This is a genomic window from Pseudomonas sp. NBB (assembly GCF_032701105.1).
Lineage (GTDB): Bacteria > Pseudomonadota > Gammaproteobacteria > Pseudomonadales > Pseudomonadaceae > Aquipseudomonas > Aquipseudomonas asiatica.
In genome coordinates this window covers 3,773,614-3,792,357 of record NZ_CP103994.1, presented here as the reverse complement: position 1 = coordinate 3,792,357, position 18,744 = coordinate 3,773,614, and the positions used below count along the sequence as shown (strand labels likewise).

Below are 18,744 nucleotides of genomic sequence, written 5' to 3'. Positions count from 1 at the left end.
CAGGGTCTTCCCACCATCACTCAGGGGTGGCAAGTACCAGGCTAAGTTTATCGAGGAAGGCTTTGACTCGGTAAGGTACCTGCTGCCGTGTGGGCAGGAGCGCTGTAATGGACAAATTTTCCGGGACAGCGTCCGCCAGCTTGATCTCCTGCAGGCTCCCGTCCGCCAGGTCGGTGCGGACATCCCAGTAGGAGAGCATCACAATCCCGAGCCCGACTTTTCCAGCCCTTCGCACAGCTTCCACACTGTTGGCGCTGAACGCGGCATCGGCCTTAACCGAAAACCCTTCGCCATCTTTCATGAGTGGCCAATAGGGCATTGAGTGCAGGCCTATGCAGTCGTGCAACCTCAATTCCTCCAGTGTGCCTGGAACGCCCTTACGCTGTAGGTAGGAAGGGCTTGCACAGATCACGCGAGGGTTTGGCGCCAGATTACGAGCGACTAAGGCTGAGTCGCGGAGTGTGGCGATCCGGATGGCTACGTCGATACCCAGGCCAACGATATCGACAATACTGTCTGACAGTGTCAGGTCTATCCGTAATGCAGGGTTCTCCTCAAGGAGCTCTGGAATCATTGGAAGGATGACAGCCTGCCCAAACACCGTGGGGGCGGTTACCTTTAGCAGCCCACTGGCGGCCCCAGCACAGCTAAGGATAGCTGCCCTCGCTGCTTCGTTGGCGTCAAGCATTGCTTGGGCATAAGGAAGGTAGAGTTCGCCTTCAGGTGTCAGTGATACAGACCGGGTGGTTCGATGAACCAGCCTCACCGCCAGTTCTTCTTCGAGAGAGGCCAGCCTCCTGGAGATGGTCATTGGCAAAACGCCTAGCCTTCTGGCGGCGCCTGACAAGCTGCTACTGGCCGCGATCGCAACAAAGGCTTCAACTTCAGCGACTTGCATACTTATATCCTATTTCGTTATACCGCCTTATCGCGTAGCGCGGCTTTCGCTAGCCCCGTAATGGCGATACCTTCGTCAGCAACCTAGCTTTACATCCTAACTGACGAGGTTTTGAGATGACGACCAACACGCCCCAGATTCTAACTCCTTTCGATATTGGTCAGGTAAATCTGAAGAATAAATTCGCAGTGGCGCCGATGACCCGCATCAGTGCAAGCGAAGAAGGTCTCGCCTCCCAGCGTCAGATTGAGTACTACGAGCGTTTTGCGAAGGGCGGCTTCGGGCTAACCATCACCGAAGGAATTTATACCGATCAGAAGTTCGCCCAGGGCTACCTGTTCCAGCCTGGTATTTCTGATGTTGAGCAAGCTCAGGCTTGGCGTGCAGTGACCGGCGCGGTTCATAAGCATGAGGGCAAAATCTTCGCCCAATTGATGCATGCCGGTGCGCTCAGTCAAGGCAACCGATTCTCGCGAACCACTGCTGGCCCATCGGCTGTCACTCCCAAGGGGGAGCAAATGGGCTTCTACTACGGCAGCGGTCAGTATCCAACTCCCAAGGCAATGACCGATGAAGACATCGCTGACGCTATCGATGGCTTCGCGAAATCGGCTCTGCGCGCTCTGGAAATCTCAGGCTTTGATGGCATCGAGATCCACGGGGCAAACGGGTACCTGCTAGATCAGTTCCTGACTGACTTCTCCAATCAGCGCACTGACAAATGGGGTGGCGACGTTCAGCACCGTGTTCGCCTGATTTTAGAAGTCTACAAGGCCGTACGTCAGGCGGTTGGCAGCGCGACAGTTGGCGTCCGGATCTCCCAAGGCAAGGTTAACGATTTCTTCCATAAGTGGGCTGAAGGAGAGGCTGGTGCGGAAGTGGTGTTTGGCTCTCTGGCAGATGCTGGCGTCGACTTCATTCACGTCACTGAATTCGAGGCTTGGAAACCTGCGTTTACCTCGGGGGGCGACAGCTTCGTCAAGCTCGCACGCCGCTATGCCCCTGACCAAGTGATCATCACCAACGGTAGTCTACACCAGGTAGATCACATCGAAGATGTCATCAGAGATGGCGCAGATATCATCGCGTTGGGTAAAGGTGCGTTAGCGAATCCGGACTTCCCTAACCGTTTCGCCCGTGGTGAATCGCTGGTTGATTTCGATCCCTCCATCCTCGGCCCGGTCGCTGACATCAAGGACAGTGAACTCGCCTAACGTTTTTATCGGCTAACTAGCCGAGCGGCACTCACCATGGGTGCCGTTTTTTCTACTGAAATTAGGCCTTGTCAGCGCCTGCTGAAATTGCTGTCGCAAGGTGCGTGATTACAGAGGTATGTTATGAATATGTTGGAAGGTGCTCAGCCCCCGGGCTCCAAACTAAAAATCCAGGTTTGGATCGACTTCGTGTGCCCTTACTGCCTGTTAGGTAAAAAAAGCTTGGAGGCCGCAGTTGAGGGGCTTGATGTGGAGATCGAAATGATGCCTTTCGAGCTCCGCGAATATCCCACACCAACCCTCCGCCCAGAGGACGAGTATCTACCCTCAGCTTGGAAATATGGCGTGTATCCGGCAGCGGAAAAAATGGGCATCTCCATTAAGCTACCCAGCGTTTCACCGCAACCCTACACCCGTGATTCTTTGTTGGTACTGCAGTATGCCAAAGAGCACGGTCTAGGAAACGAATACGCTGAAGCGATGCTCAAAGCTTTCTTCCAGGAGAATCTCGACATCGGAGAATTCACTGTTATCCGAGATGTGGCCGCTTCTGTAGGGTTGCCCACAGAATCGCTACAGGAGATCTTAGAGTCCGCAGCTCGTGGCCAGCGGCACGATAAAGAACTCGAATACGCTCAGCAGATTGGTATTCGTGCCGCGCCTAGTATGGCGATTGGCCAAAAAGTTTACTCTGGTATGCTTGATGCTCAGAAGCTCAGGGAAGTAATTATTTCGAGTATTTCGTGAGCGACTCTGAACGGGCTAGCTGATAGGGCTTGAAGGCCTTTGTCATTACCCATAATTTAAATTATGGGTATGCAACAAACAGTTGATTTTTGATCTGTTTATTTATGACTCAAACTCCGTGCCTTCGTGCTAGTTTCCGGAGTTTTACAATGCCTTTCGTGATGTATGTATTTGCAGTAAGCGCTTTTGCGCTTGGGCTTGCAGAGTTTGTGCCCATTGGCTTGACTAGCATCATGGCTGATGAATTAAGCGTCGGGGTTAAAACCGCAGTCGCTACAGTGACAGCTTATGCGCTAGGTGCAGTCTTCGCAGCACCAGTACTGACTGCGCTAACTGCCAACTGTCGCTGCGATCATAAGAAATCAAAAATAGTTTACGGGACGTACATCGAGCACACGGTCAAATGATCCTTCTGTTCATGTGATTGAATCGCCCCTGGTTTCATAGACACCTCCAAGCCTCATAATGAGGCCCAAATAGGAGGTGCCATGAGTCGTCAGCGTTACCCCGAAGAATTCAAGATCGAAGCGGTCAAGCAAGTGACCGAAAAAGGCAAACCTGTCGCCGATGTCGCCCAGCGCCTGGGCATGTCCGTGCACAGCCTTTACGCCTGGATAAAGGTCTACAGCAAGCCCCAAGAGCAGCGTCAGCAAGACGACGATCAGCAGGCCGAATTGCGCAAGCTACGCGCTGAACTCAAGCGCTTGACTGAAGAGCGAGACATCTTAAAAAAGGCCGCCGCGTACTTTGCCAAGGAGTGCGGCTGAAGTACGCCTTCATCAAGAAGCACTCGACTGATTACCCGGTGCGGCGCCTTTGCCAAACCCTCAAGGTGCACCCCAGCGGCTACTACGCCTGGCTGGCCGAGCCTCAATCTACCCGAGCAAAAGAAGATCAACGTCTGCTTGGCTTGATCAAGCACGCTTGGCTAGAAAGCGGAGGTGTATACGGCTACCGCAAAATTCACGATGACCTACGTGAGCTGGGAGAGGAATGTGGACGAAATCGAGTCGAGCGCTTGATGCGAGCGGAGGGGCTGCGTTCGCAAACGGGCTATCGGCGGCGTCCAGGGTTTTACGGTGGAAAACCAACAGTGGCCTCGCCCAACCACCTCGCGCGGCAGTTCAAGGTCAGTGAGCCGAACAAGGTCTGGGTGACAGATATCACATACATCCGCACCTATGAGGGATGGCTCTATCTGGCGGTAGTGCTGGATCTGTTTTCACGCCAAATAATTGGTTGGTCAATGAAGCCAAGGATGTGCAGCGATCTGGCTATCGACGCAATGTTGATGGCTGTGTGGCGACGCAAGCCACAGCAGCAAGTGATGATTCACTCAGATCAAGTTAGTCAGTTCAGTAGCTCAGATTGGCAAGGCTTCTTGAAGGCTAACAATGTAATCAGCAGCATGAGTCGGCGGGGAAACTGCCACGATAATGCCGTAGCCGAGAGCTTTTTCCAGCTTTTGAAGCGGGAGCGGATCCGAAGAAAGATCTACACAACCCGTGAAGAAGCCCGAAGTGATATTTTCGATTACATCGAAATGTTCTATAACCCTAAACGCCGACACAGCAGTGCTATGCAGCTGTCTCCAATAGAGTATGAGAAACGCTATTTCCTGAGCTTGGAGAGTGTCTAGGAAACCAGGGGCGATTCATGGTGTTTTTTCGCAGAGAAGAAAAGAGTATTCGGGGTTTTCCAGGTATTTGACATGTCCTGATGGTGATGTTTATCTGCGGGATATGACTTTTTTCGGAATGCGTAAAGTTGTCATTAAAGAGCAAAATAATGTTGTGGTCGCAGGCGTGTCGGGTCAAATGGCCGGGTATCGAGACAAGGCAGGCAATAGCTATACAACTTTAAAGTGGGTCTCAAATGATGTTGATCATGCCGTGCAAAAAACAGGAGTAGATGAATCTACCCGTAATTGGCTGGTTCAATATGCTGCAGAAGTGATCGCCAAGGAGGCAAAATGAAATTTATCAGGACGAGTACTGCCCTGGTTTAAATGACATTCAGCGGCATCCTGAGTGCGGCGTTGCCGACCGCCGACCCACAGCAGCTAACCGCTCGTATGCCTCCAGCACTGTCGAAATTGATACATTCATTGCCTTTGCCATGGCTCTAACTGAAGGGACTCTGAAGCCAGGCGCATACATTCGGGAGCTGATTCGTGACTGCATCTCGTCCATCACCGCCTGGATTCTCGTGGCACCTTTTCTCATATGACCCCAATTGTACTGGACGATTAAGCATAACAGTTCTGGCTAACTGTTCTGGATTGTACATGGTCATTTTGCACCCGTCAGTGATCTACTGACGGCTGACTTAGCGAGGAATTTGCGATGGAAAAATCTACAAGCGGATGGATCAACGGCTTCATTGGAGTCGCGATCTTCGCGGGCTCGTTGCCGGCTACCCGGGTTGCGGTGGCAGACTTCGAACCTACCTTTTTGACATGTGCCAGGGCCACAATTGCTGCCCTACTAGGAATCGTTTTCCTGATCGTTCTGCGGCAGCCGCGACCTAAGCGTGGCGATTTGCTGTCCCTGGTTATCACAGCTATTGGGGTGGTAATCGGCTTCCCACTGCTGACAGCTCTGGCTCTGCAGCATGTGACCTCAGCTCACTCCATCGTCTTCCTGGGGCTCTTGCCACTCTGTACTGCTGCTTTCGCCGTGTTGCGAGGCGGTGAACGGCCACAGCCACTGTTCTGGTTGTTTTCTTTGCTGGGGGCAATCCTCGTAGCTGGATATGCATTGATGAATGGAGGAGAGGGGTCAGCAGTAGGGGATCTGCTGATGACGGCTGCGGTAGTGGTTTGCGGACTGGGTTATGCGGAAGGCGCACGGTTATCCCGGTCGCTAGGCGGTTGGCAGGTGATCAGTTGGGCTTTGGTAGTGGCGCTGCCATTCATGTTGCTGCTGACCATTGTCAATCTCCCCGCAGCTGAGGCGTTTGCCAAGGTGAGCACTCCTGCATGGTTTAGCTTTGGCTATGTTTCGTTGTTCAGCATGCTGATTGGATTTGTATTTTGGTACCGCGGCCTCGCCCAGGGCGGTATTGCAGCAGTGAGGCAATTGCAACTGTTCCAACCGTTCATGGGCCTTGGGTTGGCAGCTTTGCTGCTACATGAGCACGTCAGTTGGACGATGCTTGTCGTAACGCTTGGCGCTGTCGTCTGTGTCGCCGGTGCCAAGAAATACGCAAAGTAGTTAACCTCGTCGGCGCCGGCGCTATGGGTCTACCTACGGATTAGGACGACGCCCAGTAGGAGAAACGCGACTCCTAGAACTCGGCTGAAGTTAATGGGCTGTTCGGGCAAGCCAAACAGTCCAAAGTGGTCGAAAGTCAGCGACCCAATCATCTGCCCCAGGACAATCAGGCTGATGACAGTAGCCACGCCCAGTCTTGGCACCATGAAAATTGCGGTCATCACGAAGACGACACCAAAAAGCCCGGAGAACCAAGGTAGCACTGGGCTTTTGAGAATCGTCTGTGATGTCACAGAGGGGAGGCCGGAAGCCAGGCCGGCGATCAACATGAAAACCGCACCCACGAGGTAGCTGACGAACCCGGCCCAGACTGGCGAAGACATGGTGGTTCGAAGGCTTGAGTTGAGCACCTGCTGCAACGACACGCTCATGCCTGCTAGAACGACGATGCCGTAGAGGATGTAATTCACGATTTGTGGGTTCATTGTTGTTATGACCTCGGTGGCTGCAATGATCGCGACAAGACACCCGAGAGTGCACTCTGGCACTCTCAGGTAAGCGCAGGGTTAGCGTTGCTGTTTGAAGCGCAGGCGCCAGGCGTGAAGCAGCGGCTCGGTGTAGCCACTGGGTTGTTCACGTCCTTTGAAGATCAGATCAGAGGCCGCACGGAATGCATGCGAATCACTGAATGATGTTGTCATTGCCCGGTAAGCCGGGTCATGTGCGTTCTGTTGATCAACCACGCGGGCCATGCGTTGAAGGGTCTCGCTCACTTGCGCGCTTGTCACCACGCCGTGATAGAGCCAGTTGGCAATGTGCTGGGCGGAGATTCGAAGTGTGGCGCGATCCTCCATCAAGCCCACGTTGTGAATGTCAGGAACCTTGGAGCAGCCAACTCCCTGTTCAACCCACCGAACTACGTAGCCCAAAATGCTCTGGCAATTGTTGTCCAACTCGGACTGGATGTCCCAGGCAGCCCAATTCCTCTCCACGCTCACAGGTACAGACAGCAAGTCATGTAGGAGCCCAGCTCGTTCGTGATTCAGGTCTACCTTCTCAAGCTCGCTTTGTACTGCCTGCACATCAACCTGGTGGTAGTGAATCGCGTGCAAGGTCGCGGCTGTTGGGGAGGGTACCCAGGCCGTATTGGCACCTGCTTTTGGATGACCAATCTTTTGTTCCAGCATTGCTGACATCAGGTCAGGCATTGCCCACATGCCCTTACCGATTTGAGCTCGACCGCGCAGGCCACTGGAAAGCCCGACTAAGACGTTGTTCCGTTCGTAGGCTCGGATCCACGGAGTGCTCTTCATGTCGCCTTTGCGAAGCATGGCGCCGGCCTCCATCGTGGAGTGCATCTCATCACCTGTACGATCTAGGAAGCCAGTGTTAATGAACACGACGCGATGTGAGGCCTCAGCTATACACGCCTTGAGGTTGGCAGTGGTGCGCCGCTCTTCATCCATGATGCCCATTTTGATCGTATGCCGTGGGACGCCGATGAGATCCTCAACACGCCCGAAAAGCGTGTTTGCGAAAGCGACCTCTTTCGGGCCATGCATCTTGGGCTTCACGATGTAGATGCTTCCAGTACGAGAATTGCCTTTCCGGTTTAGATCGTGAACTGCCGCCAGGCTGGTGATCACGGCATCAAGGATGCCTTCTGGGATCTCATTGCCCTCGCCATCGAGGATGGCGGGATTGGTCATGAGGTGGCCGACGTTGCGGACGAACAGAAGCGACCGCCCAGGCAGAGTGATTCGGCTGCCATTTCGTCCCTGGTAGGTGCGGTCAAGGCTCAAAGTCCTGGTGAAGGAATTCCCACCTTTGGTTACGGTTTCAGTGAGATCTCCTTTCATCAGACCTAGCCAGTTGCGATAGACCAAGACTTTGTCGTCTGCGTCTACCGCGGCCACCGAATCTTCGCAGTCCATGATCGTTGTCACTGCGGACTCCAACAGCAAATCCTGAACGCCGGCTTTATCCGACATCCCGATGGAGCTGCTCGGGTCAATCTGAATTTCAACGTGAAGGCCGTTGTTTTTTAGGAGCACAACCGTGGGGAAATCTGCCCGTCCATTGTGGCCTATGAATTGGTCTTCATTAGCCAAGGTAGTGGATGTTCCATCGGCCAACCCGACCGTCAGTTTGTCATCCACCACCTGGTATGCGACGGCATCCACATGGGATGCAGATACCAGAGGAAAAGCTTGATCGAGGAACGAGCGAGCGTAGGCAACAACCTTGCTACCACGCTTAGGGTTGTAGCTTGAAGACTTCTTGGCACCATCGTCGTCACTGATCACATCCGTGCCATAAAGGGCGTCGTACAATGATCCCCAGCGAGCGTTCGCAGCGTTGAGCGCATAGCGAGCGTTCATCACTGGCACCACAAGCTGTGGAGCGGCCTGAGATGTGATTTCGTTATCGACGTTCTCAGTTGTAACACCCACGTGCTCTGGTTGAGGCACGAGGTAACCAATGGAGGTCAGAAAGCCAATATAGGCTTCCATATTCTGGATCGGGCCTGGATTTCCGCGGTGCCACTCATCAAGCTGAGCTTGGATTCGATCCCTTTCGAGCAAAAGGGCGCGGTTCTGAGGTGCTAGGTCATGCACAAGGGTGTCAAGGCCTTTCCAGAAGTCATCGGAGGACACATTGGTTCCCGGCAGAACCTCTTGCTCAATGAAGTTTTTGAGGGTTTCTGCTACTTGCAGACGCTGGCAGGGCACACGCTTAGTCACTTTTACTTCTCCTGATTAATTCGGCCTCAGGTACGAGGCATCACCCACTGATCAAAGGGCCGCGGTTCCGGCAGCTGCCACTTGAGCATCTTGGTCAGCTCGCACACCCGACACACCGATTGCACCGATTACATGGCCATCGATGACGATTGGCACACCGCCCTCCAATGCTGTCACCAGCGGGGCGCTGACGAATGCGGTGCGACCGGAATTCACCATGTCCTCATAGCCCTTGGTGTCTCGTCTGCCCAGAGCGGCGGAACGGGCCTTTTCTACTGCGATGTAGGAGGCGATTGGGGCGCACCCATCAAGACGCTCGAGGGCCAGCAGATGGCCGCCGTCATCCGAAATCGCGATTGTTACGGCCCATTGATTCCGCTTGGCTTCACTGCGGGCGGCGTCTAGCAAGCGGGCGACATCGACAGCTTCAAGTACAGCTTTCTGTTGCATGGTTTTCTCCTAATCGAGTGCTTCTTCCACCAGCTCAACCCAATGACGAACTGGAGTCCTACCAGCGCCGTCCAGATGGGTTTGGCAGCCAATGTTTGCGGTCACGATGACCTCGGGGTTGCCGCTTTCCAGCGCATTGAGCTTGTTGTCCCGCAGCCGAAGCGAAAGCTCAGGCTGAGTGATTGAATAGGTGCCAGCTGAGCCACAGCAAAGGTGACTATCCGGTACCGCGGTGAGGCTAAAGCCAAAGCGCACAAGGACGTTTTCTACAGCGCCTCCTAGCTTGAGGGCATGTTGAAGAGTGCAAGGGCAGTGAAATGCCAGGCGTCGATCCGACTGGATCCCAAGGTCTTCGAGCGGCTCAGCTCCAAGAACTTCTGCGAGATCCTTCGACAGCTCAGTTACTCGCTCTGCCTTTTTAGCGTAAGCAGGGTCATCCTTGAGGAGATGCCCGTAGTCACGGACAAAGGCGCCACAGCCGCTAGCTGTTTGCACGATTGCCTCTGCTCCTGCTTCGATTGCTGGCCACCAGGCATCGATGTTGCGCCGCGCCCGTTGCAAACCTTTTTCTTGGGCGTTCAGGTGATAGTCGACCGCCCCGCAGCAACCCGCTTCTCGAGCGGACACCACTGAGATGCCCAGCTTGTCCAAAACACGTGCAGCTGCAGCATTGGTGTTTGGGGATAGCGAAGGTTGAACACACCCTTCCAGCATCAGAACCTTGCGGGCGTGTTGCAGCACTGGTCGAGGTTTCGCCGGATGCGGATGTCGAGGAAGCTTGGCCTTGAGCGCTGCTGGTAAAAGTGGGCGGAATGCTTGGCCTGCTATCGTCAGGGCTTTGAACACACTTGGTCGTGGAACAACAGCACGAAGCCCTTCCCGCAGCAGTCGCTCTCCAATTGGCCTTGGTACTTGCTCTTCAACAACGGCCCGACCGATATCCAGCAGATTGTGATACTGAACGCCAGATGGGCATGTAGTCTCGCAATTCCTGCAGGTCAGGCAGCGATCAAGGTGCTCTTGGGTTTTAGCCGTAACCTCGTTTCCTTCAAGTACCTGTTTGATGAGGTAGATCCGTCCCCGTGGCCCATCTAGCTCGTCGCCCAGGAGCTGGTAGGTGGGGCAGGTTGCGGTGCAAAAGCCGCAGTGAACACAGGAGCGTAAGATCCGTTCAGCTTCCTCAGCCCGTGGCAAAAGTTTGGCTTGGTCACTCAGATTGGTTTGCATATTTTTAGACCTCTGCGTACATGCGGCCAGGGTTGAAGATGCCTTGTGGATCTAGCTGTTTCTTCAAGCTCTGGTGGTAACGCAGCAATGCATTTGGAAGCGGCTGGAAAGGTGCGTCATGAGCGCCGTAGTGAGTGGCATGCCCTCCGATTGCTGCCGCCGCTTCACGGATGTCATCGTCGGGGGCATCGGACAGCAACCAACGTTGAGCTCCGCCCCAATCCAGCAATTGATAACCACTGAGTTTCAGTTCTGGCGAGTTGTGCGGTACTGACAAGCGCCAGATGCGCTGGGCACCCTGGAAGAAAGGGAGTTCAAGCTCGCGGAGCTGGGCCCAGTAGCGGCTTTCGAGAGGCTCACCCCCCAAACGTTCGCATGCGGACTTCACAGACCCTTCGCCCCCCTCAAGTCGGAGGTGAAGGAATTCTCCGTCATGGCACGCGCCGCTAATCGGTATTGGCTGTTGCCCCCATTCAGCGAGTTCAGATAGGGCTTGGTGGGCATCCATCTTCAATTTCAAACTGATGCATTGACGGGGCTTGGGAAGCACCTTCAAAGACACTTCAGTGAGAAGCCCAAGGCATCCGAAACTACCTGCCATTAGTCTCGAGACATCGTAGCCAGCGACGTTTTTCATGACTTCGCCGCCAAAACGCAGCAGTTTTCCATGACCCGTGATCACTCGTGTTCCAAGCACATAGTCTCGGGCAGAGCCGGCCCAAGGGCGGCGGGGGCCAGAAAGGCCACTAGCGACCACGCCACCGATAGTTGCTCCTGCACCAAGATGTGGTGGTTCGAATGGCAGCATCTGTCCTTCTGACTCAAGGGCAGCCTCAATTTCGATAAGAGGTGTGCCGGCACGGGCGGTCAGAACAAGCTCTGTCGGATCGTAGCTAATGATTCCGCGGTGGCTGCGAGTGTCCAGCACCTCACCGTTCGCTCGACGGCCTAGCCTGGCCTTTGTATTGCCTCCTTGGATCCGGATGGCGACGCTTTCGTTGAGCGCATAATTCACCTGCTCCAACAGAGAAGCAGTATCGTCGTGGTCATGTCTCATCAGAAACGCTCCAGTTCAGGGAAAGGTAGTTTTCCGTGGTGAATGTGCATCGAGCCGAACTCGGCACACCGATGGAGCGTCGGGATGTTTTTGCCAGGGTTGAGCAGCCCCTGAGGATCGAATGCCTTTTTCACAGCGTGGAATAGGGTGATTTCATCGCTGCTGAATTGGGCGCACATCTGATTGATCTTTTCTCGACCTACGCCGTGCTCACCCGTGATGCTGCCGCCAACTGCCACGCACAGCTCAAGGATTCGTGCGCCAAGCGCTTCGGCTCGCTCCAGTTCGCCCGGCTGGTTTGCATCGAAAAGGATGAGTGGGTGCATATTGCCGTCCCCTGCATGGAAGACGTTCGCAACTCGCAGACCGAATTCGTTCGAAAGATCGTTGATGCCATGGAGTACACCTGGCAGCTCTCGACGTGGAATTGTTCCGTCCATGCAGTAGTAGTCGGGGGAGATCCGGCCTACCGCTGGGAAAGCATTTTTTCGGCCTGCCCAGAAACGGATACGTTCAGCCTCATCTTTTGCAAGGCGTACACTGGTTGCTCCTGCCAACTTCAGCACTTGCTCAACGCGTTCACAGTCTTCATGAACATCGGCCTCTACTCCATCGAGCTCGCATAGCAGCATCGCTGCGGCATCGACCGGATAGCCTGCGTGTATGAAGTCTTCGGTTGCTCGAATCGAGAGGTTATCCATCATTTCCAGGCCACCCGGAATGATGCCTGCTGCAATGATGTCGCCTACTGCACGGCCCGCCATTTCGACCGAGTCGAAACTCGCCAGAAGCACTCGAGCCACCTGGGGTTTAGGCAGTAGTTTGACGGTCACCTCGGTGACAACACCCAGCATGCCCTCTGAACCAGTGAACAATGCCAGCAGATCGAATCCCGGGGAGTCGAGGGCGTCGCTACCCAAGGTCATGTGTTCCCCGTCCGCAGTCAGGATGTCGACCTTGAGTAAGTTGTGTACGGTCAAACCGTACTTAAGGCAATGCACCCCGCCTGCGTTCTCAGCGACGTTACCGCCGATTGAGCAAGCGATCTGTGAGGATGGATCTGGTGCGTAGTAGAGGCCGTATGGTGAAGCTGCTTGTGAGATCGCCAGATTTCGCACGCCAGGCTGAACACGGGCAAAGCGGCCGTCCGGATTGACCTCGATCACACGATTAAACCGAGCCATTACCAGGAGCACGCCTTGCTCGAGTGGCAGAGCGCCGCCGGACAGGCCAGTGCCTGCCCCACGCGCAACGACAGGTACCTGCTCGTCGTGACAGATCTTCAAGATCTGCTGCACTTGATCAATTTCTACCGGCAAAACCACGAGCATTGGCACCACGCGATAGGCCGACAGGCCGTCGCATTCGTAGGGGCGAAGATCCTCAGCGGTGTGCAATATTTCGAGGCCGGGCATAGCCTCCTGCAACCCCCTAAGGAGTTTCCCTTTATCTGCCCTGGGCAGTGCGCCATCAACGCGCTCGTCATAGAGAATGTTCATAGAGCTCACGTGTCTGTTTTTATTTTAAGAACCCAAGACTTGAGCACTTCCCATACTGGGCAATGCGCACATGGGCTCACCAAGCCGAACGGTTCTTAGCTTGCAAGCGAGGGCATTCTGGAGTCGACGTGCCTGGAGACTGGTAGTACCAGTTTTTTAAGGAAAACCTGTATGGATGCTGGATAATCGAGGGGGCGGGACGATAGGATGAACCGAAAACGTTGAGCCAAAACCAACTGGTCGTACCAGTTCGAGGGCTATGAGATGGCCGGTTCCATCACAGAAAAACAAAGCAGAACCCAGGTGGCCGATCAGGTCGCAGAGCGCATCGAAAAATTGATCGTCGATGGCATATTAAAGGTGGGGCAAGCGCTGCCTTCCGAGCGTCGATTGGTAGAGAAATTAGGCTGTTCCAGAACTGCCCTACGTGAGGGACTAAGGGTTCTCCGGGGGCGTGGAATCGTAGAGACGGAACATGGCCGCGGCTCATACGTCGCTGATCTGAGCAGGGCTGACAGCGCCACTCCACTGATGCACCTATTCAGCTCCCAGCCGCGAACCTTGTTCGATCTACTCGAGGTGCGGGCCTTGTTAGAGGGGGAGTCAGCACGACTCGCGGCTATTCGTGCAACAGAGGTAGACCGCTTACTCATCAAGCGCCGTTTTGACGAAATGGTGGCATCTCACGAGGACACCCAAATTCGAGACCCGCGTGAGCAAGCCAAGTTGGATCATGCTTTTCATCGTGCGATCAGTGAGGCCTCGCACAACCCTGTACTGGTGCACACATTACAAACCCTCAGCGATTTGACCCTGAGCACGGTTTTCGCCTCAGTGAACAACCTTTACTGTCGCCCATCTCAAAAGCGCCAGATTGATCGTCAACACTCCAGGCTTTACCACGCCTTAATGGAGCAGCTACCTGAGCAAGCCCAACGAGCAGCGAAGGAGCACATTACGAGCATTCGAGACAACCTCCGGGAGATCGAGCAGGAGGAGCAGCGGCTCGTCCGTGCGACCATGAGATTGGAGGGCTGGAGCTAATTTTCCATAGGACAACGCCCCTGTTTCGTTGCGCTAGGCGAAACAAGGGCGCTGTTTTCAACTGCAGGGCAACTCGATTACTTGTCGCCTCGGATGGAGAAATTGGCCATATGCTCCAAGCCCTTGATCAGCGCGGAGTGATCCCAATTGCCACCACCTAAAGCAACGCAGGTGCTGAACACTTGCTGAGCGTTCGCGGTGTTCGGCAGGTTGATGCCCAGTTCCTTTGCCCCCTGTAGTGCCAAGTTCAGATCCTTCTGGTGCAAGTTAATGCGGAATCCAGGATCAAAGGTTCCTTTGATCATGCGCTCGGCATGCACCTCGAGAATCTTGGAGGATGCGAAGCCGCCCATCAGTGCCTCGCGTACCTTGGCTGGGTCGGCCCCATTTTTAGCGGCAAACAGCAGAGCCTCGCTTACAGCCTGGATGTTGAGGGCAACGATGATCTGATTGGCTACCTTGGCAGTTTGGCCGTCGCCGTTACCACCAACGCGGGTGATGTTTTTACCCATGGTTTGGAACAGGGGCAATGCACGGTCAAAGGATTCGGTGCTTCCGCCAACCATGATGCTCAGAGTGGCGGCTTTGGCACCTACCTCACCACCGGACACAGGAGCGTCTAGGTAATCGGCGCCAGTGGTTTTTATTTTTTCAGCAAAGGCCTTGGTAGCTGTCGGGGAGATCGAGCTCATGTCGATCACCACCTTGTTCGGGCCGACACCTCCTACGACGCCGATGTCACCGAACAGAACACTTTCGACATGAGGCGTGTCTGGAACCATGACAATGATGAACTCAGCCTCTTGCGCCACTTCTTTGGGGCTGCTCAGGGCGATGGCTCCGCCGTCAATGAGCTCCGAAGGAGCAGGGTCGAAGTGCGTGGATAGGAACAGTTCATGACCTGCTTTTTGCAGGTTAAGCGCCATAGGTTTGCCCATGATGCCAGTGCCGATGAAACCGATTTTAGCCATGAGATTTTTCCTTTCTAATGCCGGGTTTTGTTCGCTGATTCGATTAGCCGTAAGGGCTCGAATCAAACTACGTTGTAGGTTTTAAGCCAGCCGAGGCCGGCCTCAGTCGAGGTCAAAGGTTTGTACTCGGCGCCGACCCAGCCTTGGTAACCAATTCGATCCAGATGCTCAAAGAGGAAGTGGTAGTTGATCTCGCCGGTACCAGGCTCGTTGCGACCGGGATTGTCGGCCAGCTGTACGTGGTTGATCGATTTCAGGTTGGCTTCCAGGGTGCGAGCCAGGTCTCCTTCCATGATCTGCATGTGGTAGATGTCGTACTGCAGGAACAGGTTGTCGCTGCCGACTTCGGCCTGGATTTCCAGGGCCTGTTTCGTGGTGTTCAGGTAGAAGCCCGGGATGTCGCGGGTGTTGATCATTTCCATGACCAAGCGAATACCGGCAGCCTTGAGCTTGTCGGCGGCATAGCGCAGGTTTTCCACGAAAGTCTTTCGCACGTCGGCGCACTGCAGGCCTTGCGGGCGGATGCCGGCCAGGGCGTTGACCTGGGTGTTGCCCAGCACCTTGGCGTACTCGATGGCTTTATCGACACCTGCGCGGAACTCATCCACGCGGTCGGGGTGGCAGGTGATGCCGCGCTCACCTTTGGCCCAATCGCCTGCGGGCAGGTTGAACAGCACTTGGGTCAGGCCGTTGGCGTCCAACTGCTGCTTGATTTCAGTAGCGCTGAAATCGTAGGGGAACAGATATTCGACGCCGGTGAAGCCGGCATCTGCGGCAGCCTTGAAGCGGGCGAGGAAGTCCTGTTCGATGAACAGCATGGACAGGTTAGCTGCTAGGCGTGGCATGGCTTTCTCCTTTTCAGAGGCATTCGATTCAGCGCAGAGGCAGGATTGATGTAGGGGCGTCAGCCAGTGAAGTTGCCAGTTCCTCAAACTCATTCACGGCGTTGATCTCTGTTCCCATGGAGATGTTCGTGACTCGCTCCAGGATGACTTCCACAACGACTGGAACTCGGAGCGATTGAGCCATCTTCTGGGCTTCGCGCAGTGCCGGCGCAATCTCATAGGGTTCGAATACCCGGATTGCTTTACAGCCCAGGCCTTCGACTACTGCGATGTGATCCACGCCGTAACCATTGATCTCTGGTGCGTTGATGTTTTCGAAAGCCAACTGCACGCAGTAGTCCATTTCAAAGCCGCGTTGTGCTTGACGAATCAGGCCCAGGTAAGAGTTGTTCACCAGCACATGGACATAGGGCAGGTTAAATTGCGCACCCACAGCCAGCTCTTCGATCATGAACTGGAAGTCGTAGTCGCCCGAGAGTGCAACGACCTGACGATTTGGATCTGCTTTAACGACGCCCAGAGCGGCAGGGATAGTCCAGCCCAGTGGGCCGGCCTGACCGCAGTTGATCCAGTGGCGTGGCTTGTACACGTGCAGGAACTGCGCGCCGGCGATCTGTGACAGGCCGATGGTGCTGACGTAGGTGGTATCCTTGCCGAACACCTCGTTCATTTCCTGGTACACGCGCTGCGGCTTGACCGGCACGTTGTCGAAGTTGGTCTTGCGCTGCATGGTCGCTTTGCGTTGCTGGCAGTCTTCCAGCCACGTTCTGCGGCACTTCAGCTTGCCAGCAGCTTTCCATTCGCGGGCCACTTCGAGGAAAGCGTCCAGCGCCTTGCCGGCATCGGACACGATACCCAGGTCAGGCGTAAACACACGGCCAATCTGGGTGGGTTCGATATCCACATGCACGAACTTGCGGCCCTTGGTGTAGACGTCGACGGAGCCGGTGTGGCGGTTGGCCCAGCGGTTTCCGATGCCAAATACCAGGTCTGATTCCAGCAAGGTGGCATTGCCATAGCGATGTGAGGTCTGCAGGCCGACCATACCGACCATTTGCGCGTGGTCGTCAGGAATAATGCCCCAGCCCATCAGGGTGGGGATCACCGGTACACCGGTCAGTTCGGCGAATTCGACCAGCTTGTCGCTAGCGTCGGCGTTGATGATGCCGCCACCGGCGACCAGCAGTGGGCGCTCGGCGTCATTGAGCAGGGCCAAAGCTTTTTCGGCCTGTACGCGGGTAGCTGACGGCTTGTGGACGGGCAGAGGTTCGTAAGCATCGATGTCGAATTCGATTTCGGCCATTTGGACGTCAAACGGCAGGTCGATCAGTACAGGGCCAGGGCGGCCGCTTCGCATTTCGTAGAAGGCTTTTTGGAACGCGTAAGGCACTTGGCCTGGCTCCAGAACCGTAGTTGCCCACTTGGTTACCGGCTTGACGATGCTGGTGATGTCTACCGCTTGGAAATCCTCTTTGTGCATGCGGGCCCGTGGCGCCTGTCCGGTGATGCACAGGATCGGGATGGAGTCGGCCGAAGCGCTGTACAGGCCGGTTACCATGTCGGTACCGGCAGGGCCTGAGGTGCCGATGCACACGCCGATGTTGCCTGGGTTGGCACGGGTGTAACCCTCGGCCATGTGGGAAGCGCCTTCAACGTGACGAGCGAGGATGTGCTCAATCCCTCCAACCTTCTTCAAGGCTGAGTAAAGCGGGTTAATAGCGGCCCCTGGGATGCCGAACGCGGTATCTACGCCTTCACGGCGCATAACCTGAACTGCAGCGTCTATTGCTCTCATCTTGGACATACTGACTCCCTCGACGTGGTCGATAGTTTTTGTCGTTGTAGGGAGTCTCCATCACTGAAGCGTGGTATAGAATGGTCAGAAAATAGTTTCTGTCGATATAAAAGGTATCGAATGGGTAGGTATACCGAACTGCATAGCTTTGTGATGGTTGCCCAGAAAGGTAGCTTTGCCGCCGCCGCCTTGAGCGAAAGGGTTACCCCTGCCATGTTGGGAAGGCGTCTGGACGCACTAGAAAAGCGTTTAGGGGTGAAGCTCATGCATCGCTCAACCCGAGGACTCCATCTAACTGAGCTTGGTGAGCAGCTTCTTGAGCGAGCGAAGGGATTGCTTAAGGAGTTCGATGAGCTTGAGGCTGACATCAGTGCTAGCGGAGCAATGGTCAAAGGGAGCCTTCAAGTTTCAGCGCCCGCCTCATTTGGGCGACTGCATGTTGCGCCTCATGCTCTAGATTTCCATAAAAAATTCCCCCATCTTAAGTTGGCATTCAATCTGACGGATAGTGTCGTAGACCTAGTGAGCGAGGGTTACGATATGAGTATTCGAATTGGTGGTATTACCGATCCAAACTATGTTGCGGTTAAGCTTTTCTCCAATCGGCGAGTAGTGTGTGGAACTCCTGAATACTTTGAGCGATATGGTGTTCCGAAAACGCTAGAAGATTTATCGAGTCATAATTGCTTGGCTTTTACTCTTCAAGGTGGCCAGCAAAGAGGATGGACTTTTCAAAGGGACGGGAAGGCGGTTGCACTAAAGGTCAACGGTACGATGGCGTGTAATGATGGGGAACTGCTTTTTTCATGGATGAGGCAGGGTTTAGGGCTTGGATGGCGTTCGATATGGGAAATTCGAAAGGAGTTGAGCAGCGGTGAATTGGTTACGGTGTTAGACGAATATGCGACTGCTGACTATGATATTATGGCCGTCTATCCGCAGCAACGTTTCTTGCCGGCTAAAGTAAGGTATTTTATAGATTACCTTAAAACCATCTATCAAGCGCCAGGATATTGGGATGCAGATAACAAGTAGGGT

The 18,744-nt window shown here is 54.6% G+C and carries 18 protein-coding genes and 1 pseudogene; 8 read left to right on the top strand and 11 right to left on the bottom strand.

Annotation, left to right across the window (positions count from 1 at the left end; genetic code table 11):
• Nucleotides 1–16: 16 nt before the first annotated feature.
• Nucleotides 17–898 carry a LysR family transcriptional regulator gene (locus tag NY023_RS17765; protein ID WP_044047115.1) on the bottom strand — a complete coding sequence of 294 codons (882 nt, stop codon included), beginning with the start codon at nucleotides 896–898 and terminating at the stop codon, nucleotides 17–19.
• Nucleotides 899–1,014: 116 nt separating this feature from the next.
• On the opposite strand from NY023_RS17765, the gene NY023_RS17760 reads away from it, so the two are divergent.
• From NY023_RS17760 to NY023_RS17740, 5 genes are all read left to right on the top strand, one after another.
• Nucleotides 1,015–2,112, top strand: coding sequence for an NADH:flavin oxidoreductase (locus NY023_RS17760; RefSeq protein ID WP_013973257.1), 1,098 nt, complete (start codon nucleotides 1,015–1,017; stop codon nucleotides 2,110–2,112).
• A gap of 123 nt (nucleotides 2,113–2,235) precedes the next feature.
• The gene (locus NY023_RS17755; RefSeq protein WP_049798455.1) at nucleotides 2,236–2,859 is read left to right on the top strand and encodes a DsbA family protein; all 624 of its coding nucleotides are present in this window, start codon (nucleotides 2,236–2,238) and stop codon (nucleotides 2,857–2,859) included.
• Between the two features lie 149 nt (nucleotides 2,860–3,008).
• A complete protein-coding gene (locus NY023_RS17750; protein WP_044047114.1) occupies nucleotides 3,009–3,266 on the top strand; it encodes an MFS transporter in 258 nt (85 codons plus the stop codon).
• Nucleotides 3,267–3,347: 81 nt separating this feature from the next.
• Nucleotides 3,348–4,498, top strand: a protein-coding gene (locus NY023_RS17745) for an IS3 family transposase (protein ID WP_085982920.1) whose coding sequence is annotated in 2 segments (ribosomal slippage) — nucleotides 3,348–3,582 and nucleotides 3,582–4,498 — 1,152 coding nt in all. Because the reading frame shifts where the segments join, the coding sequence is not laid out codon by codon here.
• Between the two features lie 118 nt (nucleotides 4,499–4,616).
• Complete coding sequence (locus NY023_RS17740; protein WP_148265661.1) at nucleotides 4,617–4,835, top strand: hypothetical protein; 219 nt, start codon at nucleotides 4,617–4,619, stop codon at nucleotides 4,833–4,835.
• Nucleotides 4,836–4,883: 48 nt separating this feature from the next.
• Here NY023_RS17740 and NY023_RS17735 read toward each other — a convergent pair.
• Nucleotides 4,884–5,084, bottom strand: a pseudogene (locus tag NY023_RS17735) (GntR family transcriptional regulator); the annotation flags it as partial.
• Nucleotides 5,085–5,204: 120 nt separating this feature from the next.
• On the opposite strand from NY023_RS17735, the gene NY023_RS17730 reads away from it, so the two are divergent.
• A complete protein-coding gene (locus tag NY023_RS17730) occupies nucleotides 5,205–6,074 on the top strand; it encodes a DMT family transporter (protein WP_044047113.1) in 870 nt (289 codons plus the stop codon).
• A gap of 29 nt (nucleotides 6,075–6,103) precedes the next feature.
• Here the strand turns inward: NY023_RS17730 and NY023_RS17725 are convergent, their stop codons facing one another.
• The 6 genes from NY023_RS17725 to glcD form a co-directional block, all read right to left on the bottom strand.
• Nucleotides 6,104–6,559 (bottom strand): DMT family transporter, encoded by a 456-nt coding sequence (locus tag NY023_RS17725; protein WP_044047112.1) that lies wholly within the window; start codon nucleotides 6,557–6,559, stop codon nucleotides 6,104–6,106.
• Nucleotides 6,560–6,640: 81 nt separating this feature from the next.
• Nucleotides 6,641–8,818 carry a malate synthase G gene (locus NY023_RS17720; RefSeq protein ID WP_013973252.1) on the bottom strand — a complete coding sequence of 726 codons (2,178 nt, stop codon included), beginning with the start codon at nucleotides 8,816–8,818 and terminating at the stop codon, nucleotides 6,641–6,643.
• 51 nt (nucleotides 8,819–8,869) lie between these two features.
• Entirely contained in the window at nucleotides 8,870–9,268 is a 399-nt protein-coding gene (locus NY023_RS17715) for a heme-binding protein (RefSeq protein ID WP_044047111.1), read from the bottom strand.
• Nucleotides 9,269–9,277: 9 nt separating this feature from the next.
• Nucleotides 9,278–10,495 (bottom strand): glycolate oxidase subunit GlcF, encoded by a 1,218-nt coding sequence (gene glcF / locus NY023_RS17710; RefSeq protein ID WP_013973250.1) that lies wholly within the window; start codon nucleotides 10,493–10,495, stop codon nucleotides 9,278–9,280.
• A 4-nt stretch (nucleotides 10,496–10,499) separates the two neighbouring features.
• Nucleotides 10,500–11,552, bottom strand: a complete 1,053-nt coding sequence (gene glcE / locus NY023_RS17705; RefSeq protein ID WP_044047107.1) for a glycolate oxidase subunit GlcE — start codon at nucleotides 11,550–11,552, stop codon at nucleotides 10,500–10,502.
• Nucleotides 11,552–13,051 (bottom strand): glycolate oxidase subunit GlcD, encoded by a 1,500-nt coding sequence (gene glcD, locus NY023_RS17700; RefSeq protein ID WP_013973248.1) that lies wholly within the window; start codon nucleotides 13,049–13,051, stop codon nucleotides 11,552–11,554. Before glcD ends, glcE begins: the two co-directional genes overlap by 1 nt.
• A 264-nt stretch (nucleotides 13,052–13,315) precedes the next feature.
• On the opposite strand from glcD, the gene glcC reads away from it, so the two are divergent.
• Complete coding sequence (glcC, locus tag NY023_RS17695) at nucleotides 13,316–14,095, top strand: transcriptional regulator GlcC (protein ID WP_013973247.1); 780 nt, start codon at nucleotides 13,316–13,318, stop codon at nucleotides 14,093–14,095.
• 77 nt (nucleotides 14,096–14,172) lie between these two features.
• Here glcC and NY023_RS17690 read toward each other — a convergent pair whose 3' ends face one another.
• The 3 genes from NY023_RS17690 to gcl all read right to left on the bottom strand — a co-directional run bounded on the left by NY023_RS17690 (nucleotide 14,173) and on the right by gcl (nucleotide 17,715).
• The gene (locus NY023_RS17690) at nucleotides 14,173–15,066 is read right to left on the bottom strand and encodes a 2-hydroxy-3-oxopropionate reductase (protein WP_013973246.1); all 894 of its coding nucleotides are present in this window, start codon (nucleotides 15,064–15,066) and stop codon (nucleotides 14,173–14,175) included.
• Nucleotides 15,067–15,128: 62 nt separating this feature from the next.
• Entirely contained in the window at nucleotides 15,129–15,911 is a 783-nt protein-coding gene (gene hyi / locus NY023_RS17685; RefSeq protein WP_044047106.1) for a hydroxypyruvate isomerase, read from the bottom strand.
• Between the two features lie 28 nt (nucleotides 15,912–15,939).
• Nucleotides 15,940–17,715, bottom strand: coding sequence for a glyoxylate carboligase (gene gcl, locus NY023_RS17680; protein ID WP_044047105.1), 1,776 nt, complete (start codon nucleotides 17,713–17,715; stop codon nucleotides 15,940–15,942).
• Between the two features lie 111 nt (nucleotides 17,716–17,826).
• Between gcl and NY023_RS17675 the strand changes: the two genes are divergently transcribed.
• Nucleotides 17,827–18,741, top strand: coding sequence for a LysR family transcriptional regulator (locus NY023_RS17675; protein WP_044047104.1), 915 nt, complete (start codon nucleotides 17,827–17,829; stop codon nucleotides 18,739–18,741).
• The last annotated feature ends 3 nt before the right edge of the window (nucleotides 18,742–18,744 follow it).